General features: G+C 66.1%; 17 protein-coding genes. 6 read left to right on the plus strand and 11 right to left on the minus strand.

What is annotated here, in order from left to right; translation table 11 throughout:
* Positions 1–141: 141 nt before the first annotated feature.
* From ACVW1B_RS12315 to ACVW1B_RS12340, 6 genes are all read right to left on the minus strand, one after another.
* The gene (locus tag ACVW1B_RS12315; RefSeq protein WP_456780629.1) at positions 142–1,428 is read right to left on the minus strand and encodes an O-antigen ligase family protein; all 1,287 of its coding nucleotides are present in this window, start codon (positions 1,426–1,428) and stop codon (positions 142–144) included.
* Between the two features lie 6 nt (positions 1,429–1,434).
* On the minus strand, positions 1,435–2,862 hold the full coding sequence (locus ACVW1B_RS12320; RefSeq protein ID WP_456821628.1) for a glycosyltransferase family 4 protein: 1,428 nt from the start codon (positions 2,860–2,862) through the stop codon (positions 1,435–1,437).
* On the minus strand, positions 2,859–3,599 hold the full coding sequence (locus ACVW1B_RS12325; protein WP_253608796.1) for an ABC transporter ATP-binding protein: 741 nt from the start codon (positions 3,597–3,599) through the stop codon (positions 2,859–2,861). The genes ACVW1B_RS12320 and ACVW1B_RS12325 overlap by 4 nt, the downstream gene beginning before the upstream one ends.
* A 3-nt stretch (positions 3,600–3,602) precedes the next feature.
* Positions 3,603–5,543 (minus strand): glycosyltransferase, encoded by a 1,941-nt coding sequence (locus ACVW1B_RS12330; RefSeq protein ID WP_253608795.1) that lies wholly within the window; start codon positions 5,541–5,543, stop codon positions 3,603–3,605.
* A 17-nt stretch (positions 5,544–5,560) separates the two neighbouring features.
* On the minus strand, positions 5,561–5,773 hold the full coding sequence (locus tag ACVW1B_RS12335; protein ID WP_253608793.1) for a hypothetical protein: 213 nt from the start codon (positions 5,771–5,773) through the stop codon (positions 5,561–5,563).
* Between the two features lie 294 nt (positions 5,774–6,067).
* Positions 6,068–6,499, minus strand: a complete 432-nt coding sequence (locus ACVW1B_RS12340; RefSeq protein ID WP_456780626.1) for a hypothetical protein — start codon at positions 6,497–6,499, stop codon at positions 6,068–6,070.
* Between the two features lie 162 nt (positions 6,500–6,661).
* Between ACVW1B_RS12340 and ACVW1B_RS12345 the strand changes: the two genes are divergently transcribed.
* Both ACVW1B_RS12345 and ACVW1B_RS12350 read left to right on the plus strand, forming a co-directional pair.
* Positions 6,662–7,537: a DUF6502 family protein gene (locus ACVW1B_RS12345; protein WP_253608790.1), complete on the plus strand. Its 876-nt coding sequence runs from the start codon at positions 6,662–6,664 to the stop codon at positions 7,535–7,537.
* A complete protein-coding gene (locus tag ACVW1B_RS12350) occupies positions 7,534–8,763 on the plus strand; it encodes a DUF5666 domain-containing protein (protein ID WP_456780625.1) in 1,230 nt (409 codons plus the stop codon). The genes ACVW1B_RS12345 and ACVW1B_RS12350 overlap by 4 nt, the downstream gene beginning before the upstream one ends.
* A gap of 70 nt (positions 8,764–8,833) precedes the next feature.
* On the opposite strand, the gene ACVW1B_RS12355 is transcribed toward ACVW1B_RS12350, so the two are convergent.
* Together ACVW1B_RS12355 and ACVW1B_RS12360 are read right to left on the minus strand one after the other, a co-directional pair.
* Positions 8,834–10,189, minus strand: a complete 1,356-nt coding sequence (locus tag ACVW1B_RS12355; RefSeq protein ID WP_456780624.1) for a peptidoglycan DD-metalloendopeptidase family protein — start codon at positions 10,187–10,189, stop codon at positions 8,834–8,836.
* Positions 10,190–10,289: 100 nt separating this feature from the next.
* Entirely contained in the window at positions 10,290–11,015 is a 726-nt protein-coding gene (locus ACVW1B_RS12360; RefSeq protein ID WP_253608785.1) for a peroxiredoxin, read from the minus strand.
* Between the two features lie 227 nt (positions 11,016–11,242).
* Between ACVW1B_RS12360 and ACVW1B_RS12365 the strand changes: the two genes are divergently transcribed.
* Positions 11,243–14,944: a hypothetical protein gene (locus ACVW1B_RS12365; protein ID WP_456780622.1), complete on the plus strand. Its 3,702-nt coding sequence runs from the start codon at positions 11,243–11,245 to the stop codon at positions 14,942–14,944.
* A 677-nt stretch (positions 14,945–15,621) separates the two neighbouring features.
* Here the strand turns inward: ACVW1B_RS12365 and ACVW1B_RS12370 are convergent.
* Together ACVW1B_RS12370 and tyrS are read right to left on the minus strand one after the other, a co-directional pair.
* On the minus strand, positions 15,622–16,869 hold the full coding sequence (locus tag ACVW1B_RS12370) for an MFS transporter (protein WP_253608781.1): 1,248 nt from the start codon (positions 16,867–16,869) through the stop codon (positions 15,622–15,624).
* Positions 16,870–16,925: 56 nt separating this feature from the next.
* Positions 16,926–18,179: a tyrosine--tRNA ligase gene (gene tyrS, locus ACVW1B_RS12375; RefSeq protein ID WP_253608780.1), complete on the minus strand. Its 1,254-nt coding sequence runs from the start codon at positions 18,177–18,179 to the stop codon at positions 16,926–16,928.
* Positions 18,180–18,331: 152 nt separating this feature from the next.
* On the opposite strand from tyrS, the gene ACVW1B_RS12380 reads away from it, so the two are divergent.
* From ACVW1B_RS12380 to ACVW1B_RS12390, 3 genes are all read left to right on the plus strand, one after another.
* Positions 18,332–19,435 (plus strand): anhydro-N-acetylmuramic acid kinase, encoded by a 1,104-nt coding sequence (locus ACVW1B_RS12380; protein ID WP_456821629.1) that lies wholly within the window; start codon positions 18,332–18,334, stop codon positions 19,433–19,435.
* Between the two features lie 82 nt (positions 19,436–19,517).
* A complete protein-coding gene (locus tag ACVW1B_RS12385) occupies positions 19,518–20,195 on the plus strand; it encodes a glutathione S-transferase family protein (RefSeq protein WP_253608775.1) in 678 nt (225 codons plus the stop codon).
* A 3-nt stretch (positions 20,196–20,198) separates the two neighbouring features.
* Entirely contained in the window at positions 20,199–20,528 is a 330-nt protein-coding gene (locus ACVW1B_RS12390; protein WP_456821630.1) for a DMT family transporter, read from the plus strand.
* A gap of 193 nt (positions 20,529–20,721) precedes the next feature.
* Here the strand turns inward: ACVW1B_RS12390 and ACVW1B_RS12395 are convergent, their stop codons facing one another.
* Positions 20,722–21,369: an alpha/beta hydrolase gene (locus tag ACVW1B_RS12395; protein ID WP_016843213.1), complete on the minus strand. Its 648-nt coding sequence runs from the start codon at positions 21,367–21,369 to the stop codon at positions 20,722–20,724.
* Positions 21,370–21,480 lie beyond the last annotated feature (111 nt).

Genomic DNA, 21,480 nt, shown 5'->3' on the forward strand with positions numbered 1-21,480 from the left:
AGGCCGGGACCCATACGCCGCAGCGGATGTTGTTGAAGGGACTCGTCGTTCCAGCATCGCGCAACAATCAGTATTTGTGGTTATGGGTCCCTGCTTTCGCAGGGACGACACCGAATGTGCTGCGCGGCGTGAGTCACAAATCTACGCCATAATTTTCTCCGGCCGGCGGGCGCGAAGCGCCATGCCGCCGGCGACGCCGACGCCGATCACGTACATCCAGCCCTCGTGAAAATCGGACAGATGCGAATTGAGCAGCGAGCTTGTGATGTTCTGCACGACCACGGCGAGTCCGATCCAGCTCACGAGATCGCGGCCGGCGAACAGCCTGACGTGGCTGATCCACATCGCGTAGAGCAGCAGGATGCCGATCAGCCCCCACTGGACCCCGACATTGAGGGTCTGGTTGTGCGGGTTGTTGATCACCTCGGCCTCAAGGCCGGCTTGTCCGACGGCATCCTGCGTGAACATGCGCCTGATCGCGCCGGTGCCGTGCCCGAGCCACGGCGCCTCGCCGATGAACTTCACCGACTTCCGCCAATAGGTCAGGCGCTGCGCCGTGGAAGCGATGCCTGACGTATCGTGGGCCCGATACTCGATGCCGACGTCGGCGATGCGCTGGCGGAGGTAGGGAGACGTGGTCCAGACCACGAGGCTGGTGACCGCGACGCCGGCGAACAGCAGCCGCGTGGCGCGCCGCGACAGATGCAGCGAGGCGAACAGGATCAACAGCACCGGCATGTAGACCAGCGCGGTCCGCGCAGAGACGACATAAAGCATGTTGGCGACGAACAGCAGCATCAGCGCGATGGCGCCGGCAGCGAAGCGCCATTGCCGGGCCCGCAGCGTCGTCAATGCCGGCAGTGCCAGCGCGAACGCACAGAGCGCGAACTCCTGACTCTGGTCGAGGTAGTTCTTGACCGGCACGCCGTCGGATGCGGTGTGCGCGAGCTTGAGCTGCGGCACCGCCAGCGCGATCCAGGACAGGATCATCAGCAGCGTGCACGATACCAGGAAGGCTACGAATACCCAGAGCCCGCGCTGTGAGCGCTGGAAATAGCCGAGCAGGAACGGCAGCAGCAGCAGCTTGCTGAGCGGCTTGATGCCTTGCAGCCGTTCGACCCAGCTCGTCTCCGACCACGCTAGGCCGATCACCGCGAGTGCGACCAGCGCGATCGGCAAGGCAAAGGCCGGTTGCGCGAGGTCGAGAATGAACTGCTCCCAGTCGATGGTCGGGATCACGGCGACAAGCCACAGCAGCATGAAGACGGCGAATGCCGTGGTCGACCAGGGTAGCGACGCCGCGGCCAAGACGATCAGGGTATCGGCGGCGCGGACATAGGGGACTGAGCCGGACCAGGTGCGGACGCGATCGCGCCATCGTGCTGGCGGTTCGATTGCGAGACCAATGGCGTCGGAATCGGTGCTCATGACCGGTTACACGCCGTGCGCGGTTGCACCGTTGAAGGTCGCCATCGCGGCGGTGAGCGCCTCGGCGGCGGCCGCGACGTCCGGGGCAGCCCAATGCGACAGCAGGTCGCGCGCCTGGGTGTGGTGGCCGAACCGCTCTGCAAGTTCGGCCCGCCGCGCGCGGATCCGGTCGCGCCATTGCTCCTGCTGCGCCAGCACGCGCCGCACCGAAGCGCAGATCGAGTCGGTCGAGAACGGATCGAAATAGTCGGCAAGCTCGCCCGCGACCTCGCGGAACACGGCAATATCGGAGCACAGCACAGGAGTGTTGGCCGCGAATGCCTCGATGATCGGGACGCCAAAGCCTTCGGCGAGGCTCGGCATGATCAGGCCATGCGCGTCCGCGATCAGTGCCGCCTTCTCGTGCTCGTCGACATAGCCGGAGAAGCGGACGTTCTTCGGCAGGTTGCGCGCCTGGTTGGCGCCGCCGGCATAGCCGATCACGACGAGATCGGCCTCCGGCAGCTTGCGGAAGGCGCGGATGACGGCCGCGAGGTTCTTGCGGGGCTCGTTCGAAACGATGACGACGAAGCTCGGCCGAGCCGGGACGGCGGTTGGCACCGGCGCAAGCGGCGCTTCCGCGACGTCGAAGCGGGTCCGCGGATAGACCACTCGCGCCGGAATATGCGCATATTGCGGGAGCAGGGCGCGGAAGCGGTTCATGCTGTAGTTCGAGACGAAGGCGAGCTCGTCAGCCTGATTCACGCTGGTGAAAAGGCGCGACAGGAACAGGCGTGTCGCGATGTCGTCCAGCTTGAGATCGGTGATCGGCAACAGGTCGTGCACGACGCAAATCACCTTTGCGCCCGGGCGGCGTTGGATCGCAACCCGGGTCGGGGTGTCGACGAGAATGACGTCATAGTCGCGCGCATCGACCCGCGGTGGCGGCAACCGGGTCAGGGCCGAGGTGTCCTGATAGCTGTAGAAGCCGGGCTCGAGCAGGAAATCGCCGAACAATTCGAGATGGCGCAAATCGGTCGGAATGTATTCGAGGCCCTCGGTCCGGTTCTCGATCAGCTTGACGCTGGTCGGCAGCAGATGAATCGAGCGCAGGAAGGCGATGATGAATTCGAGCGAGGTCGCCGCGTCGAGCTTGTGCTTGAACCAGCTGACGGTGCGGCGCAGGCCGCCGCGCATGATCGGCGAGTTCATGTCGGTTTCATCGAGGTAACGATAGAGCGCGAGCAGCTCGATCAGCCGGGAGTCCTCGGGCAGCAGGCGCGTCCGCTGCTGCCTGCGGCGCAGCTTCCGGTACCGGCGCGTGGTCTCCACGACGAGGGTCAGGGCATGGCCGTCGCCGGCCAGCGAGCGGATCAATTCACGGGTGAAATGGAAGATGCCGCGCTTGTGGTTGGGCTCGCCAAGCGCCTCGCTGACGACCAGGATCTTTGTCATGCGCTGATTTCTCTAAGCTCGAGGTGATGCGGGACGGGCGCATCCAGCCCGACGGTGCTGGCGATGCGGCCGTGATCGAGATTGATGATGCTGTTGCAGGTCCGGCGCAGCAGGGCGTGGTCGTGCGAGGCGATGATCACGATCGCCGCGGTCTCGACCATCTTGCGCAGCCGCTGCTCGGCCTTGGCCGAGAAATTCTCGTCGACCACGCTGAGCCACTCGTCGAGCAGCAGGATATCGGCGGGAAACGCGGTCGCGGTCGCGAACAGCACGCGCATCAGCATGCCCGACGAGAACATGCGCAGCGGCAGCCGCTGCATGCGCTCCTCCAGTTCGGTGAACGCCCAGATCTCGTCCAGGATCGCCGGCGTCGGCTTGCGTCCCGAGATCCGCAGCAGCAGGCTGATATTGTCGGCGGCGACGAAATCGAGATTGACGCCGGCACCGAGGCCGAGCAGCGGCACGATGTTGCCTGATATCTCGACGCGGCCGCTGGTCGCCGGGAACACGCCGGCGATCAGCCGCAGCAGAGTGGACTTGCCGGAGCCGTTCGGGCCGGCGAGGCCGATGCGGGCGCCGGCGTTCGCCTCGATCGAGATGCTGTCGACCGCGCGGATGGTCCGCATCTCGCTGGCCTGGCGGAACAAGCGGCCGAGCAGGCGGCGCTTCAGCGAGAAGTCGTAGGCGCCGTACAGCGGATAATCGAGGCAGACGTCGCGGAGGTGGATGCTTGCCATGCCCTAGATCCAGAATGCCGCTTTGCGCAGATGAGTCGTGGTGACGATCGCGGCGATCGCGAGCGCGGCGAGGCACGCCAGCACGTAGATCACGCTTGCCGTTGCGACATGACCGGTCGCCAGCGGGTCGCGCCAGATCGCGAACAGATGCGTCAGCGGATTGAGCCGCATCACGGTCGAGCCGCGATCGATCATCTCGGATGTCCAGATGATCGGCGAGGCCAGGAAGGCCAGCGTCAGCGAGGACTCGATGATCGGCTTGATGTCGCGGTAACGCGTCGCCAGCGCGCCGAGCACGAGGCTCAGCCCCAGCGTGCAGACCACGAACAGGGCGAGGCCGGGGAGGGCGGCAATGGCGCCGCCAACATCGCGCGGCGTCAGCACGAGCCACAGGAGTAGCGGCACGACCGCGTTATGGGCGGCGAACAGCGCCTGGCGGAAGGTACATTGCAGCAGGAAGATCACCGGCGGCAGCGCGCGATCCTTGATCAGGCTGGCCGAGCCCTGCAGCGCGGTGGTGGCGTCGAGCACCACGCTGTTCAGGAAGGTCCAGGCGGTGAGGCTCGCCGCCAGCATCGGCAGCCGCGCCACCGCGCTGGCGTTGGAGAGATGGCCGATGACCGAGCCGAGCACGGCCACCATGATCGCCATCTGGATCGACATCCAGAAGGGTCCAAGGAGGGAGCGGACGTAGCGATGACGCACGTCGGACCAGGCCAGTGTTGCCGCGATCTGGATCGCGCCGACGAAACCTGCCGTTCGGGGACGCGGGGCTGGGGCTGACGACCCCGCGTCCCTTGCGGCGGCCTCCTCGGTAACGACCTTGCGATACACCGTCTCGACTCCCTCCTTGAAGGCTGCGGTTGAGTATTTCGTCATCGCGCGATGGCGTGCGGCCTGACCCATGCGGCGGCGCCGCTCGGGATCGTTGATCAGCGTCTCGATGGCGTCGGCGAGCGCGGTGGGATCGCCGGGCGGCACCGTGATGGCCTCGAGGCCGTCGCGGGCGACATGCGGAACGCCGGTGTCGAGTGCGGTGTTGACGACGGGCCGGCTTGCGGCCATCGCCTCGAGCTGCGCCAGCCCGAAAGTCTCCGCATTGGTCACCGACGGCATCACGAAGACGTCGGCGATGCGCATCAGCTTGATGCGTTCGCTCTCGGACACCGAGCCGAGCAGGCGGACGCGGTCCTGCAAGCCATAGTCGCGGATCAGCTGCTCGAGGTTGTCGCGCTCGCGGCCCTCGCCGACGATCCAGACCTCGAAATTGCGGGCATGCGCGGCGCGCACCAGCACGTCAAAACCCTTGTAGGGCACCAGCCGTCCGCAGGCGAGCACGAGACGGCCGCGGGCATTGACGTCGTCGGCCTGTGCGGCCGGCCTGTCATATTTGGCGACATCGACGCCGAACGGAACGGCGTGGCACTTGTCGGAAAATTCCTGCAGCAGCGGCGTGGTTTCGATCAGCACCGGATCGGAGACGATGATCGCGGCGGCCCGGCGCAGCGTTCGCCGCATCATCGGCTCGACGAGGAAGCGCAAGGCCGCGTGCGAGACGATGTCGGCGTGCCAGTGCACGACCAGCGGGCGGGTGCGGCCGAGCCCGAATGCGAAGACGAGGTCGGCGAGCGGGAAGGGGGCGTGCAGCGCCAGCAGGTCGTGCTCGGCGATGCGGCGCCACAGCCGCCACGGATAGGTCGGCGCGGCCGGCAGCGACAGCACGTCGCCGAACGAGTGCACGCGCTCGACCGCAACGTCGTTGACCACGATCTTTTGCTCGCCGCCGGAGCGCGAGCAGACCAGTACGGCGGCGTTGAACGTGTCCTTTAGTCCGGCGCAGATATCGCGGATCACCGTCAGCGTGCCGCCGAACAGGTCGGGATAGTAGACCTTGAAGATGTGGAGCACCGACGGACGCCGGGCCGGCTCGTTGACGACGATCATGGGCGGCTCGATCCGGATCATGCGACGAACAGGGCGACGATGAACGGCAGCGCCAGCGCGGCGGCGAACACCAGCGAGCGCAGCAGCGCCGGAAACACCGGCTCGATCGGGCCGCAAGGCGCCTGCGGCGTGAAACAGAATGGCGCCTGCGGCGTGAAACGGAGTGCGGTGGCGGCGAACCGACCGGGTTCCTGAAATGAACAGGATTCGCGGGACGAACGAAGAGACATTGGGTCGGATTCCCTTTTGGATGAATTCTGGATACGTGGGAAAATTTCACACGTCAATGGCGGGCGGACTAAAATGTGGGATTATGTCCCACGTATGGCGGTGGACAACTTTTTGCGGACGGCGGCGGAACGCATGACGGTGCGATCGCGCCGCGACGGCGCGGGCGAGCGAATGCGGGCGTATCTAAAGCGCCATGAGCCTACTTGTGGATCGAGCAACGGCCTCCGCTTCACCTCGCCCCGCGTGCGGGGAGAGGTCGGAACGCATCGTCAGATGCGTGCTCTAGCGGAGCGTCAGGCCGGCTCGGCGGTGCTGCGTTCGATCGGCTGCAACTGGCGCCTGATCGCGGCGATGTCGAAATGAATCCGCTCAGGCAGCATTGCCGCTGCCGGGCGCTGCAGATCCTGCTCGATCACGACGCGCTTGCCGCCGTCGGAGGTCAGCGCAATCGAGATCGATTGCGCGCGTGGCTCGGCGCGGAGGCCGGCATGCGCGCGGCAGGCATATTCGCCGGCGCGCAGACCGCCGAAGCCGAAGGCGAGCAGGCGGCCGTAGATGTAGAGCGCGAGCAGGTCGGTTTCGTCGAAGCGGCGCGGCGATCCGGGCGCAACGCCCGGCAGACAGGGATAGCCGCCCGCCATCACCGTCGACACGAACTCCTCAAAGGGAACCTGGGCGATCCGGCAGGCTTCCGCGATCGCAAGGTCGAATCGGGCAAACGTCATGGAGCGGTCCGTGGCGATGGCGGCAGTGCCGGACTCCGTGACACCCGCTGGCGAGCGCGCGAGCTGTGTCCGGAGGTGATTTTGTTTCCCATAAGTGGGAAAATGTCACACGTCAAGTGAGGTGGGATTGTGTCCCACGGCGCGGACGGCTAAAAGTTAGGCATGAATGCCAAGGGCCCGAAGTCGAAGGTGGGATCGTCTGCGCCGATCGCCGCAGCGAAGCTGCATGCGCCGCTGGCGCGGATGCTGCGTCCGCTGGTGCGGCTCTGCATCCGCGGCGGCATGACGTTTCCGGCGCTGACCCAGCTGCTGCGCGAGCTCTATGTCAACGTCGCCGAGCACGACTTCGCGCTCGAGGGCAAAGAGCAGACCGACAGCCGCGTCAGCCTGCTGACCGGCATCCACCGCAAGGAGGTGGCGCGGCTGCGCGGCGCCGGCGCGCCGGTCAATGCGGTGCCGGCGACGCTGTCGCGCACCAGCGCGATCATCGCGCGCTGGCTGGCCGGGCCCGAGTTCACCGATGCCAAGGGCGATCCGCTGCCGCTGCCGCGCACCGCGGACGGAGGCGCGCCGTCGTTCGAGACGCTGGTCGAATCGATCACCAAGGATGTGCGGCCGCGCGCCGTGCTGGACGAATGGCTCGACCGCAAGCTCGTCACCATCAATGACGACGACGAGATCATGCTGGTCGAGGAGGCCTTCGTGCCGCATGGCGACGACGACCGCAAATGGCACTATCTCGGCCGCAACCTGCATGATCACGTGGCGGCCGCCGAGATGAACGTGTCGTCGGCCGCGCCGCGCTTCCTCGAACGCGCGGTGCATTACGACGGCCTGTCGGCGAAGCTGGCGAAACGGCTCGAGGGCCGCTCGCGCGAGCTGGCGATGGAGGCGCTCAAGGTTGCCAACCGCGAGGCCAACCGCGCGCTCGCAAAAGACAAGGGCGGCGACTATCGCTGGAATTTCGGCATCTACATCTACCGCGAGGGGCCGGATGGTCCGGTCGATGACGATGCCGACGAAGGCGGTGCAGCGTGAAGCGCCCGCCGGTCATTTCGCGCCGCGCGCTGCTGGCAGCGTTCTGGCTTGCCGGAACGTCGCTCGCGGGCGCGCAGGTCAAGAAGCGCGGCAACGACCAAGGCATCGGCGGCACCGGCATCACCGGTTCCGATCAGGGCATCGGTGGCACCGGCATCGTCGGGGTGATCCAGCGGTTCGGCTCGATCTATGTCAATGGCGAGCGCGTCGCCTACGCACCCGAGGTGCCGGTCAGAATCGACGGCGAGGCGGCGAGCGCCAAGGCGCTGCGGATCGGACAGCTCGCGCGCGTGGTGGCGCAGCGCGATGCCGGCGGCACGCTGTCGACCAAACGCATCGATGTGACCAGCGAGGTGACCGGGCCGGTCGAGCAAATGAAGCCGGGCGGGCTGACGGTGCTCGGCCAGACGGTCGCCTGGACCGGACGCGAGAGCTGGCTGAAAGTGGGCGCGCATGTCGCCGTGTTCGGGCTGCGCCGTACCGACGGCATCGTCGTCGCAAGTCTGGTGCAGGAGCGCCATGACGCCGCGGCGCGTGTCGCAGGGCCGCTCGAGCGCGACCGTGCCGGCGTCTTGCGGATCGGCGAGCTCAAGCTCGCCGGCGTCGATGCGGCGCTGGTCGGTCAGCGCGTGCAGGCCGAGGGACACGTCGCGCAGGGCGTGATGCAGGTGTCGCGCAGTCGGGCCGACGACTTCTCCGATCTCGCCGGCGCGAACCGGCTGTTGATCGAGGCCTATGTGCGGCGGGTCGGCAACGACCTGCAGCTCGGCTCCGGCTTTGTCGCGCGCGACCATTCGCGGTTTTCGCCGGCGGCCGATACGCGCGTCGTCGTCAACGCGCAGCTGTCGGGCCCGCGCGAGCTGCGCGTCGAATCGGTGCAGTCGGTCGGCAAGTTCCCGGGCTCGTCGGTGAAGAGCCCGGGCACGCCGGGCCGCGGCCCCGGCGGATCCGGGCCGGGTCATGGATCGGGACCGGGCGGCCCGGGCGGCCGCGGCGCGCCTGGTGGCGGCGGTGGGGCGCCGTCCGGCATGCCGGGCGGCAGCCCGCCAGGCGGCGGGCCTGCGCCTGATCCCCTGAGTGGTGGACCGACCGGCCCCGGTCCCGGTGGCTTCGGCCCGCCCGGCGGACCGTTCGGTCCTGGCGGCGGTGGTGGTCCGTTCGGGCCCGGCGGCGGATTCGGCGGTGGCGGACCGCCCGGTGGCATGGGCGGCGGCGGCCGCCGCTGAAACCACAAACAAGATCGGCGCAAGCGAGACCGCTTGCGCCGATGTTCAGATCGATCGTCGTGAGATTGAGCTAGCCGGCGCTGAGCCGAACGCCGGCGCGGAGGAATTTCTGCGGATCGACCGCTTCGCCGTCGATGCGGGTTTCATAGTGCAGATGCGGACCGGTGGAGCGGCCGGTCGAGCCAACGGCGCCGATCACCTGGCCGATCTTGACGTATTCACCGACCTTGACGCCGATCTCGGAGAGATGGCCGTAGCGGGTGGAGAGCCCGTTGCCGTGATCGACCTCGACCATGCGGCCATAGCCGCCGGCCCAGCCCGCCGACACCACCTTGCCGTTGGCGGTGACACGCACCGGATCGCCTTGCGCGGCGCGAAAGTCGAGGCCGGTGTGCATTGCCGGCCGGCCGAGGAAGGGATCGGAGCGCACGCCGAAGCCGCTGGTGAATTCGACTTCACCGACCACGGGCTTGCGGTAAGGCACCAGCGCCAGCGTCTGGTTCAGTCGCTGCATCTGTGCCCGGTTGATGTTGATGCGATAGAGCTGGCGTTCGAACGCGCCGGCGTCGGCAGAGAGTTTCACAGGGACAAAGGGCCCGCCCATGCCGGAGCGCGGCGTCGCCGCCTCGAGCTGCGCCATGTTGAGGCCGAGATCGGAGATGACGCCGCGCATCCGGCGCACCTTGGAATCGATGCTGTCCTCGACCGAGGCGAGCGCGGCAACCTGGCGCCGCTCGACCTGGTCAAGCGAGGTTTGCAGGCGGACCAGCACGTTGTCGACGCCCTGGGCCTTGGCGAACTGGTTCGGCTGCGTCTTGGCGATCAGCGGCGCGCGCGATTCCAGCCGCGCCTCGCGATCCGGCGGCGCCACGAAGATCACGGTGTCGCTGATCGGGGAGGGTTTCGGCGTGCCTGAGGACGGCGCCGCCTCGGCGCGGCCCTGCGGCTTGATCGATCCGGTGCTCGTGACGTCAGGCATCGCGCCGAGCGCGGTGGCGCGCGATTCCAGCGTCGACTGCCGCTTCATGATCTGGTCGAGCTTCTGGTCGAACTGCTCCTGGTCGAGCAGCTGGCGGCTGGTGGTGCGGTCGACCTTGGCGCGCAGCTCCGAGATGCGGTCCTCATAGGCGTATTGCATCTCGGCCTGGCGCGCGATCAGCCGGGTCAGCACGTCGTCGCGGAACGCGAAATAGGTCGCGGTCGCCGCCGACCACATGCCGAGCAGCACCACGGTGCCGACGATGATCCAGAACACCACCGGCCCGAACCGGACCTGCTTGCCGGCATGGACCAGGGTATAGCCCTCGCCGGAGGCCGCCACCACCGCGGCGGCAGGTGCGGGGTGATGGGCTGCCGGACGGCGTATCGGCGTCCGGCCATGGTCCTGCGGATGATGGTGTTTGTGGTGACCGGACCGGCTCGACATCGGTACTCCCGCGGCCGGTCGGACCAAGCTCCGTACGGCTAATTTGCGGGGCCGATTTGAGCCCGTCATGGTTAATTTTCAGGAAACGGAACCCGCCCGATCAGAGCGCCTGGGCAGCCTCCAATACCGCTTCGGCGTGGCCGTCGACCTTCACATGACGCCAGATCCGGGCAATTTTTCCACCGGAATCGACCAGAACCGTCGTGCGAATAATTCCCATGAAGGTCCTGCCATACATGGATTTTTCGCCCCAGGCGCCATAGGCCTCCAGCATCTGGTGGGCCGGATCGGAGACCAGCGGCACCGACAGCTGGTGTTTGTTTCGAAATGACTCCTGCGCCTTAACCGTGTCGGCGGAAATGCCGACCACTTCGGTCCCTGCCGCTACGAACTCGCTTTTGAGCCGGGTGAAATCGATCGCCTCCCTGGTGCAGCCGGGGGTGTCGGCGCGGGGGTAGAAGAACAGCACCAGCTTCTTGCCGGCAAAATCCTTCAGCGAAACGCTGTCCCCGCCGTCGCGCGGCAGGTTGAAGGCCGGTGCAGTGGCGCCCTCGACAAGTGTGACGGCGGACGAACTGGTCACGGTAGCGGCCGGCTCTCGCTTTAACGGTTTCGATGCCGCCTTGTGCGAGGCTTTGCTTTGAACACCCGCTGCGGTCGCCTTGGTCGTTTTCTTAGTTGTTTTCTTGGCCGCTGCCTTCTTCGCAACCGCTGTGCGGGTTTTCGTCGCGGACTTCCCAGTGCTTGCGCTTGCGGCGCGCGCAACCTTTGTTGCGACCCGCTTCCCGGTTGTGTTGGAGGATTTCTTGCGCGTTTTCTTGGACATACGCCTTCCTTTCGTCGCTTTCCGAAGCTCAACCATTGGGGTATTGCGGTCTTATTGGCGGCGGCCGGATTCGCACCGGCCGCTGGGCAAGTTTGATGGCCACGGAGTAAGGTGACAAGGAATTCGACGCGTGACCCGTCCGCTTGCTGAATTGGCTTTTGATTGGTTGGTTTGGTCCGCTCTGGGGGCCATCGGCGAGTAACATGATTAGGCGAGGATAGGCGGCGATGCCGGCACAGGAGCGCTCGATACGAATCGACGGGCGCCCCGATGGCGGCGATCAGCTTCGCCGTCAGCACCGAGAGGCAATGGCAAGGAACACGTCGCCGCAGGGTCCAAATCCGCGCGCCGGGGCTGACCTCTCGCAATGGGAGGACGACGCTGCGTGGGACGAGCAGGATGAGGCGGCGGGCAACCGTGCGCGGCAGTTGCTGGCGCGTTCCCACACCAACCTGCATCGCTTCACCGATTTCTGCTCCGGCATGCAGCGCTGGCTGAACGGCGAGCGCTGGATCCGTCGCATCGGACTGGTCCTCGTGGTGCTGGTCGCGATGTTCGCGACCTGCTTCGGCGGGCTGTGGTGGCGGCTCGGCGCCGGCCCGATCAATCTCGACATGGCGACGCCGTGGCTCGCCGCGGCGATCGAGGAGAACATCGGCCACGGCAACACGGTCGAGGTCGGCGGAACGCAGATCGAGCGCGCCGGCCGCGTCAGGATCGCGGTGCGCATCCGCGACATCATCGTCCGCGACCGCGACCATGCGGTGGTTGCGAGCGCGCCCAAGGCCGAAGTGCGCCTGTCGGGAACCGCGCTCTTGATGGGCCAGTTGCGGGCGGAGAGCCTCAATCTGGTCGATGCTGAACTGTCGGTGCGCATCACGCCGGACGGCAATGTTACCGTGTCCGCCGGCGACACCGCAAAACCGCTGGCCACCGGCGTTGCCTCCAAGCGGGAGGCGGGGATGCCGCCGACATTCCCGCGTCCGACACCCGCAGCCCCGCCGCCGCCGGTTGCTTCGCCGCCAGCTGCCGCCGAGCCCTCGGCGTCGCCCGATTCGGCCCAGAGCGGGCTGCTCGCCGGTCTCGACTGGCTCGACAGCCTCAGCATGACCGGCCTCGACGGGCAGAACCTCAACGAGATCGGCCTGAAGAACGGCAATCTCGTCGTCGACGATCAGCAGCGCGGCAACAAATGGAGCTTTGAGAACATCAGCCTCAGCCTGCGGCGCCCGAGCGGCGGCGGCGTTGCGCTCAGCTTCGGCGAGGAAGGCGCAAAACCCTGGTCGGTGCGCGTGCTGGTCGGACCGCAGCAGAATGGCGTGCGCTCGGTCGACATCAAGGCCGACAAGGTTTCCACCCGGAACATCCTGCTCGCGCTCCGGACCAAGGATCTGACCTACACCGCCGACCTGCCGCTGTCGGGCGAGATGAAGGGCGAACTCGGCCGCGACGGCCTGCCGACCTACTTCCGCGGCAAGATCAATGTCGGCGCCGGCAACATCATCGACACCGACACGCCCGACTACCCGATGCCGATCGATTCCGCCGAGATGAGCGTGGAATGGGATTCGGGGCGGCGCGTGCTGCTGGCGCCGATCAAGATCATCTCGGGCGCCAACCGCATCACGCTGCTCGGCCACCTCGAGCCGCCGAACGACAACGTCACCGACTGGCAGGCCGGCCTGTCGGGCGGCACCATCGTGCTGGCCGGCGCCGACAAGAACGAACCGCCGTTGATCTTCAATCGCATCAACATCGGCTTCCGGTTCGACACCGACAAGAAGCGCGTGCTGCTGACCCAGGCCGACATCTCCAATGGCGAGATCGGCGTCGCCGGAACCGGCAGCATCGACTATTCCGGCGAGCCGCGGCTGCAGCTCGGATTCGCCGGCACGCCGATGTCGGCCTCGGCCCTGAAACGGATGTGGCCGGTCATCATCGTGCCCGAGGTGCGCGAATGGGTGCTCGAGCGGATCGACCGCGGCACGCTCCAGCGTATCGATGTCGGCGTCAATTCGCCGGTACACAACCTGTCGCGCAAGGGACCGCCGATCCCGGATGACGGCCTCTCGGTCAACATTGTCGCCTCGGGTGTCACGGTGCGTCCGGTGGACCAGATGCCCGCGGTGCATGACGCGGATCTGAAGGCCAGGGTGACCGGCCGCACCGCGACCGTGACCATCAACCAGGGCATTGCCGACACGCCGGCGGGCCGCAAGATCACGCTGTCGGACTTCACCTTCGAGGTGCCGGACATGGCGCCGAAGCCGTCACCGTCGAAGGTCAAGTTCCGGGTCGACTGTCCGGTGCCGGCCGCCGCCGAAATCCTCGCCTCCGACCGGCTCAGCGATCTCTCCGGTCCGCCGATCGATCCCAACGCCAGCAAGGGCAACGTCACCGCGACGATCAATCTCGGCATGCCCGTGAAGGGCGAGCTGACCAAGGCCGATACGCTCTACTCGGTCACCGCCGACATCTCCGGCGTTGCCGTCGACAAGCTGGTGATGAACCAGAAGCTCGAAGCCAACGCGCTGAAGGTGATCGCCAGCAATACCGGCTTCCAGGTCAAGGGCGATGTCAAGATCAACGGGCAGGCGGCCTCGCTCGACTACCGCAAGCCAGCCGAGGGCGATGCCGACGTCAAGTTGCAGGCGACTCTGGACGATGCGAGCCGCGCGCGCCTCGGGCTTGATCTCGGTCCCGCGGTCTCGGGCGCGATCCCGATCAAGCTGAGCGGCAAGATCGGCAGCGGCGACAATCCCACCACCAAGATGGGCGTCGAGGCCGACCTGACCCAGCTCAAGCTCGACAACATCCTGCCGGGTTGGGTCAAGGCGCAGGGCCGGGCCGGCAAGGCGACCTTCAACGTGGTGCCGAAGGGGCAATCGACCAGGTTCGAGGATATCTCGATCGACGGCGCCGGCGTGTCGATCAAGGGGGCGCTCGAGGTCGACCAGAACGGCGATCTCATGAATGCGTACTTCCCGACCTACGCGCCGTCGGAAGGCGACAAGACCTCGCTGCGGGCCGATCGCGGTCCCGACGGCGTGATCAAGGTGACGATGCGCGGCGACGTGTTCGACGGTCGCGGCTTCCTGAAGTCGGCGATCTCCGGCCGCGATAACGATCCCAAGAGCAAGACCAGGACCACCGATTTCGATGTTGATCTGAAACTCGGCGCGGTCGCAGGATTCAACGGCGAAGCGCTGCGCAGCGTCGACGCCAAGGTCTCGCGCCGCAACGGGTTCTTCAAGGCGTTCACGCTGAGCGGCAAGGTCGGCCGCGACACCCCCGTCACGGTCGATATGCGCGGACGCCAGCAGGGCCGCGAGGTGATCTATCTGCAGACCAGCGACGCCGGTGCGTTCCTGCGCTTCATCGACACTTATTCGAAGGTGGTCGGCGGCCAGCTTACGCTCGCGATGGAGCCGCCGATCCCCGAGCCGAGCCCCAGGGAGGGGCTCATCAATATCACCGGATTCTCGGTGAAGGGCGAAACCCAACTCGATCGCGCCGTTGCCGGCGGGCCGGTCAGCACCCAGAACGGCATCGGGTTCGACGCGCTGCGCGCCGAATTCACGCGCCAGAGCGGCCAGCTTTCGATCCGCAATGGTGTGGTCAAAGGACCGACCATCGGCGCGACCATCGAAGGCAGCATCGACTATATCGGAAACCAGGTGCGGATGAACGGCACCTTCATTCCGATGTACGGGTTGAACAACATGTTCGGCCAGATCCCGTTCTTCGGGATTTTCCTCGGCGCCGGCAGCAATGAAGGCCTGATCGGCGTGACCTACGAAGTGGTGGGCACGCCGAGCGCGCCGGTGCTGCGCGTCAATCCGATCTCCGCGCTGGCGCCCGGCCTGACGCGCAAGATCTTCGAGTTCAAGCAGTACGGCCCGAACGATCTGCCGACGACGAACAACTAGAACGCTCGCTCGTCGACGCCTGCTTTCAAGGTCGGTTGAGATCGCGCGCTGACGCGCGGCGGCGGGTTCCTGTCCGCATTCATCCGAGGCTGCGACCAAGTCCGAGCGGCCCGCCGTCCGGATGACGTTCGCGCAGGAACCTTGCCCTGTCTGGGATGTTGGAGAGCAATTCAACAAACTCAGGAGGAACTCTCATGAGAGCCCTGTTATTGGCTGGTGTACTGGCGGTCGCCGGTTTCGCTATGGCCACGCCGATCTCCATTGCACCCGCGTCAGCTCAGGTTGCCGTTGATACTCCGCTCGGCGGCGTGAGAGTGGGCCCGGAGCCCCGTTACTACCGAGACTACGATCGACCCGCTTATCGCGCCTACGGGTATGATCGCGGATATCGCGGATGCCGCACCGTCACGATCGAGCGTGACGACGGATCGGTCCGGAGAGTTCGTCGCTGCGGCTAGCAGTACCGGACCAGAGGATCGACTTCCGGGTCTTAAAAGACCGTTCGAGCCGGTTCTCGCAATCAAGGAATTGGAGCCATCGACTAGGGCCGCTGCTGTTGGCGGCCTGTTTCATTTCGCGAATGCCGCCTATCGGCCCAAGGTGTTGGGTCCAAGGCCGGCATGCGTTCATGTCGGATTCCACATCGCCTCCGCAGGGGCAAGCGGACGCGTCCGAACTCACCGTCGCAGCGCCGGCACCACCAGGAACGGGATCAGGCCGAGCACCACATTGACCAGCGCGAAGGCGATCAACGGATTGTAGCTGTGGGTCCAGTCGTGGATCAGGCCGCCGCCCCATGAGCCAAGGCCGGAGCCGAGGCCGCTGCCGATCATGATCGTCCCGTAGATCGTGCCGACCCGCTCGCCGCGGAAGATCTTCAGCGCGGTCGCGGTGATCAGCGGGCCGCGCGAGCCGATCATGCTTCCGAAGCAGATGATGAAGCCGGTCAGCAGCCAGTAGTTCGGATACCACTGCAACAGCCAGAGCAGAATGATGCCGAGGATCGAGACGCCGTAGCTGAACAAGACCGAGGGCCGGCGGCCGATGATGCCGTCGAGGGTGGACACGCCCAGCATGCCGACGAACAGCGCGACGCCGGAGAAGCCCCAGGCGGTTGCCGCCTGCAGCGGCGGGAAGCCGACATCGATCAGATAGGCGACGATCTGCGCGGTCAGCGCATACATCGCGATCGCGGTGAAGAAGAAGGTGGAGAACAGCGCCCAGAAGGCGTGGTGGCGCATCGCGCTGAGCAGTGTCCAGCCGTCGTCGGCCAAGCTGCTTTCCGCCTTCCGGACGATATGCGGCGATCCGCCGGCGAGCAGCTGCCACGGCAGAAAGACCAGCGGAACAAGCAGGCAAAGCGCGCCGATGCCGAACACCTGATAGGCCTCGCGCCAGCCGATCCGGTCGATCAGAACCTGCGACAGCGGCAACAGCAGCAACAGGCCGGCGCCGGTCGCCGAATACATCACGGCCATCGCGGTCGGCAGGCGTGGTCCGAACCAGCGGCCGAGCAGGATCGAATTCGACACGTTGCCGATCAGCGCGGTGCCGAAACCGACGCAGAGGCCGACGCTGAGCTGGAATTGCCAGAGCGCTTGCGCGCGCGAGGCGACGAGGAAGGCGCAACCGAGCAGCGACAGGCCGAGCGCATAGACCACGCGCGGACCCGAGCGGTCGAACAGGCGTCCGACCAGTGGCGCGGTCAGGCCGCTGGCGAGCCAGGTCAGCGAGTAGACCGACACCACAGAGGCGCGGTCCCAGCCGAAATTTTCCGAGATCGGTTTCAGGAAAACGGTGAAGCTGTCGCTAAGGCCGCGCCCAAGCACCGACAGCACGAAGCAGAGCGCGAGCACGTTCAGCGCGACGCGGGACTGCTTCGCCGGCGTTGCAAGCGTGTCGTTCGGAGGCGTGGTCTGGTCCATCGGAAAGATGGGAGCGCGCTTTCCGCGCTCCCGACAACCGACAAATGCGAATGCGCCTATGCAGGCTTCAGCAGGACGTGGCGCTTCTTGCCGAGCGACAGTTTCACCACGCCTTCCGGCGTGAGATTGGCCGAAGTCAGCAGCATCTTCTCATCGGTCACGGCTGCATCGTTGACGCGCAGGCCGCCGCCCTTGATCTGCCGGCGCGCTTCGCCGTTGGAAGCGACGAGCTCGGCCTTGACGAAGGCGACCAGCACGCCGACGCCGGCTTCAAATTCGCCGCGCGGAATTTCCACCGTCGGCAAGGTTTCGGCCAGCGCACCTTCCTCGAAGGTGCGGCGCGCGGTCTCGGCGGCTTCGTTCGCTGCATCGCGGCCATGGAGCAGGGCGGTCGCCTCGGTCGCCAGCACCTTCTTGGCCTCGTTGATCTCGCCGCCGGCCAGCGCCGCAAGCTTGCTGATCTCGCTCATCGGCAGGATGGTGAACAGCTTGAGGAACTTGACGACGTCGGCGTCCTCGACATTGCGCCAGTACTGCCAGAAATCGTAGGGCGAGAACTGGTCGGCGTTGAGCCACACCGCGCCCTTGGCGGTCTTGCCCATCTTGTCGCCGGAGGCGGTGGTGAGCAGCGGCGTGGTCAGCGCGAACAGTTGCGGCGTGCCCATGCGGCGGCCGAGATCGACGCCGTTGACGATATTGCCCCACTGGTCGGAGCCGCCCATCTGCAGCCGGCAGCCGGCGCGGCGCGACAGCTCGACGAAGTCGTAGGCCTGGCAGACCATGTAGTTGAACTCGATGAAGCTCATCTCCTGCTCGCGCTCGAGCCGGAGCCGCACCGAGTCCATGGTCAGCATGCGGTTGACCGAGAAGTGCCGGCCGATGTCGCGCAGCATCTCGATCCAGTTCAATTTGGTCAGCCACTCGGCATTGTCGAGCATGATGGCGTCGGAAGGCCCGTTGCCATAGCGCAGCACCTTGGCGAACACGCCGCGGATCGAGGCCTTGTTGGCTTCGATCTCCGCAACCGTGCGCATTGCGCGCGTCTCGTCCTTGCCGGAGGGGTCGCCGACCATCGTGGTGCCGCCGCCCATCAGCGTGATCGGCTTGTTGCCGCTCTGCTGCAGCCAGTACAGCATCATCATGGTGAGGAAGTTGCCGATGTGCAGCGACGGCGCGGTGCAGTCATAGCCGACATAGGCGGTCGCCTGGCCCTTCGCGGCAAGCGCGTCGAGGCCCTCGAAATCGGAGCACTGGTGGACGAAGCCGCGTTCCTGTAAAGTGTTCAGGAAATCCGATTTAAATGCAGTCATTTGTCGGCGAGCCAGATCATTCTTGTTTTACGGTTTTTGCATCTATTTGCGGAACCTTGATGCTTGAGGCTGCCGCAGGCGGACGCGCAGTGGCATTATAGGATGTACTTGTTTGAGACAAGCCGGGGGTTCCCGGCTGGGGCGCTTCCAGCATGATGTTAACGGCACTCGGTCTGATGAGCGGTACCTCGCTCGACGGGGTCGACGTGGCATTGATCGAGACCGACGGCCGCCAGATCAAGGCCTTCGGCCCCTCGGGCTATCGGCCTTATACCGAAGGCGAGCGCAGCCTGCTGCGCCAGGCGCTGACGGAGGCGGTCCATCTGTCGCGGCGCGACGCCCGGCCGGGGATTTTGCGGCAGGCCGAGCAGGCCGTCACCACGGCCCATGCCGAGGCGGTCGCCAGCTTCACGGCACAGCACCGGATCTCGGCCCAGGACATCGACATCGTCGGGTTCCATGGCCAGACCGTGCTGCATCGCCCTGAGCGCAGGCTGACGGTGCAGATCGGCGATGCCCTGGCGCTCGCCAAGGTGATCCACATTCCGGTGATGCACGATTTCCGCGCCGCCGACGTCGAGGCCGGCGGGCAGGGCGCGCCGTTCGTGCCGGTCTACCACCGCGCGCTGGTGCAATCGCTGAACCGCGAGGGGCCGATCGTCGTGGTCAATATCGGCGGCGTCTCCAACATCACCTATATCGACGGCACGGACACGCTGATCGCCTGCGACACCGGGCCGGGCAATGCGCTGCTGGATGACTTCATGTTCCGTCAGATGCACCAGCCGTTCGACACCGCCGGCAAGTTCGCCGCGCTGGGCAGGCCCGACGAGGCCTGGATCGCACAGGCTCTGAAGCTGCCGTTCTTTGCGCTGCTGCCGCCGAAATCGCTCGACCGCAACGACTTCGCCAGCCTCAAGCTCGGCGCCGTGGCGCCGGCCGATGGCGCCGCGACGCTGACCGCCTTCACTGCCGCGGCCATCGCCCGCGTCGTGCCGCTGCTGCCGAAACGGCCGAAAAGCTGGATCATCTGCGGCGGCGGCGCCTCCAACCTCACGATGCTGCGGATGCTGCGCGAGCGCCTGGCGCCGGCGACCGTCGAGCCGGCCGAGGCGCTCGGCTGGGCGGCGGACGCGATCGAGGCGCAGGCGTTCGGCTTCCTTGCCGCGCGCGGCATGAAGGGCCTGCCGCTGAGCTACCCCGCCACCACGGGGGTGCCGATCCCGATGACCGGCGGCATTATCGCGCGACCGTGATTTAGATGCAAATGCATCTACCTTGACAGTTCCATGCTGTTGCATTTAATTCGATGCAGTTGCATTGAACCCGAGGTTCGTCATGGCCGCCCTGAAACTGATCAGCCACAAGCTCTGTCCCTATGTGCAACGCGCGGTGATCGCGCTGCGTGAGAAGGGCGTGCCGTTCGAGCGGATCGACATCGATCTCGCCAGCAAGCCGGACTGGTTTTTGAAGATCTCGCCGCTCGGCAAGGTGCCGGTGCTGGTGGTGACGCGCGACGACGGCAAGGAGGTCGCGCTGTTCGAGAGCAACGTGATCTGCGAGTACATCGAGGAGACGCAAGGCGGCGCGAAGCTGCATCCGCAAGATCCGCTCGCGCGTGCCGAGCATCGCGCCTGGATGGAGTTCGGCTCGGCCATTCTCGGCGATCTCTGGGGGCTCGAGACCGCAACCGATGCCGCTGCATTCGAGAGCAAGCGGCAGGCGGTCGCGGCGAAATTCGCGCGCGTCGAGGCTGCGCTCGGCGCCGGTCCGTTCTTCGCCGACCAGAATTTCAGTCTGGTGGATGCGGTGTTCGCGCCGATCTTCCGCTATTTCGATCTGTTCGACCAGCTGACCGATCTCGCTGTGTTCACGCACACGCCAAAACTTCGCGCCTGGCGCAGCGCGCTGGCACAGCGGCCGAGCGTACGCAGTGCGGTGTCGCCTGACTATCCGGCGCTGCTGCATGCGTTCCTGGTCGGCCACCGCGCGCATATGCTGAAGCTTGCCGCGTAAGCCATGTCTCATTCGGTTGCCTGGACCGCGCTCGTCGTCGCCGGCCTGCTGGACGTCGGCTGGGCGATTTCGATGAAATATGCCGAAGGCTATACGCGGCTCGGCTGGACGCTGGTCTCGCTGCTGCTGCTCGCCGCGTTCGTGTTCCTGCTCGGACGCGCGCTACAGGTGCTCGGCGTCGGCGTCGCCTACACGGTGTGGACCGGCATCGGCGCGGCCGGCACGCTGGCCATGGGCGTGCTGCTGTTCAACGAGGCCTTGAACCCGATGAAGGTCGCGGGGATTGCGCTGGTGCTGGTCGGGATTGCGGCGCTGAAGCTGGCGCCGGAATGAAAGTAGGGACCGTAGCCCGGATGAGCGCAGCGATATCCGGGTTCTTGTCGGCCGCGCCCCGCATGTCGCTTCGCTCATGCGGGCTACGTGGAATCCGTAGCCCGGATGGAGCGAAGCGCAATCCGGGGCAGGTCCAACCACGGAGTCCGTGATCCCGGATTTCGCTTCGCTCCATCCGGGCTACAAGATCGCGTCAGCGCACGTTGGCGAGACGCATGTCGAGATAGCCGGTCACCGTCTCCATCAGCGGCTCGAGCTTGCCGTCGAAGAAGTGGTTGGCGCCGGGGATGACCTGCTGGTCGATCACGATGCCCTTTTGCGTCTTCAGCTTCTCGACGAGCGTGTTGACGTCCTTGGGCGGCACCACGGCATCCTTGTCGCCGTGCACGATCAGGCCCGACGACGGGCAGGGCGCGAGGAACGAGAAGTCGTAGAGATTGGCGGGCGGCGCGATCGAGATGAATCCCTCGACCTCCGGCCGGCGCATCAGAAGCTGCATGCCGATCCAAGCGCCGAACGAGAAGCCCGCAACCCAGCAGGCGCGCGCCTCCGGATTGATCGCCTGCGCCCAGTCCAGCGCACTGGCGGCATCGGACAATTCGCCGGTGCCGTGATCGAACGAGCCCTGGCTGCGACCGACGCCACGGAAGTTGAAGCGCAGCACCGAGAAGCCGCGATGCGCGAACGCGTAGTAGCACTGATAGACGATCTGGTGGTTCATCGTGCCGTGGAACTGCGGATGCGGATGCAGGATCATCGCAATCGGCGCGTTCTTCTGCTTGGCCGGGTGGTAGCGGCCCTCGAGGCGGCCAGCAGGGCCGGTGAAAATGACTTCAGGCATTGTGTTCCCTTGATTGCCGCGTTCCCTTGATTGACGTCGATCAATCAACCGGTTGGAGCCATCTTCAGCGACGGTTCGCGAACAGAGCAGCTCGTGATGAAATCGGCGCAG

The sequence above is a fragment of the Bradyrhizobium sp. USDA 4502 genome, assembly GCF_054063355.1.

Excerpts from the sequence above, each read along its gene's own strand:
- ACVW1B_RS12315 (WP_456780629.1), bottom strand. The coding sequence starts at position 1,428 with ATGAGCACCGATTCCGACGCCATTGGTCTCGCAATCGAACCGCCAGCA.
- ACVW1B_RS12320 (WP_456821628.1), bottom strand. The coding sequence starts at position 2,862 with ATGACAAAGATCCTGGTCGTCAGCGAGGCGCTTGGCGAGCCCAACCAC.
- ACVW1B_RS12325 (WP_253608796.1), bottom strand. The coding sequence starts at position 3,599 with ATGGCAAGCATCCACCTCCGCGACGTCTGCCTCGATTATCCGCTGTAC.
- ACVW1B_RS12330 (WP_253608795.1), bottom strand. The coding sequence starts at position 5,543 with ATGATCGTCGTCAACGAGCCGGCCCGGCGTCCGTCGGTGCTCCACATC.
- ACVW1B_RS12335 (WP_253608793.1), bottom strand. The coding sequence starts at position 5,773 with ATGTCTCTTCGTTCGTCCCGCGAATCCTGTTCATTTCAGGAACCCGGT.
- ACVW1B_RS12340 (WP_456780626.1), bottom strand. The coding sequence starts at position 6,499 with ATGACGTTTGCCCGATTCGACCTTGCGATCGCGGAAGCCTGCCGGATC.
- ACVW1B_RS12345 (WP_253608790.1), top strand. The coding sequence starts at position 6,662 with ATGAATGCCAAGGGCCCGAAGTCGAAGGTGGGATCGTCTGCGCCGATC.
- ACVW1B_RS12355 (WP_456780624.1), bottom strand. The coding sequence starts at position 10,189 with ATGTCGAGCCGGTCCGGTCACCACAAACACCATCATCCGCAGGACCAT.
- ACVW1B_RS12360 (WP_253608785.1), bottom strand. The coding sequence starts at position 11,015 with ATGTCCAAGAAAACGCGCAAGAAATCCTCCAACACAACCGGGAAGCGG.
- ACVW1B_RS12365 (WP_456780622.1), top strand. The coding sequence starts at position 11,243 with ATGCCGGCACAGGAGCGCTCGATACGAATCGACGGGCGCCCCGATGGC.
- ACVW1B_RS12370 (WP_253608781.1), bottom strand. The coding sequence starts at position 16,869 with ATGGACCAGACCACGCCTCCGAACGACACGCTTGCAACGCCGGCGAAG.
- tyrS (WP_253608780.1), bottom strand. The coding sequence starts at position 18,179 with ATGACTGCATTTAAATCGGATTTCCTGAACACTTTACAGGAACGCGGC.
- ACVW1B_RS12380 (WP_456821629.1), top strand. The coding sequence starts at position 18,332 with ATGATGTTAACGGCACTCGGTCTGATGAGCGGTACCTCGCTCGACGGG.
- ACVW1B_RS12385 (WP_253608775.1), top strand. The coding sequence starts at position 19,518 with ATGGCCGCCCTGAAACTGATCAGCCACAAGCTCTGTCCCTATGTGCAA.
- ACVW1B_RS12390 (WP_456821630.1), top strand. The coding sequence starts at position 20,199 with ATGTCTCATTCGGTTGCCTGGACCGCGCTCGTCGTCGCCGGCCTGCTG.
- ACVW1B_RS12395 (WP_016843213.1), bottom strand. The coding sequence starts at position 21,369 with ATGCCTGAAGTCATTTTCACCGGCCCTGCTGGCCGCCTCGAGGGCCGC.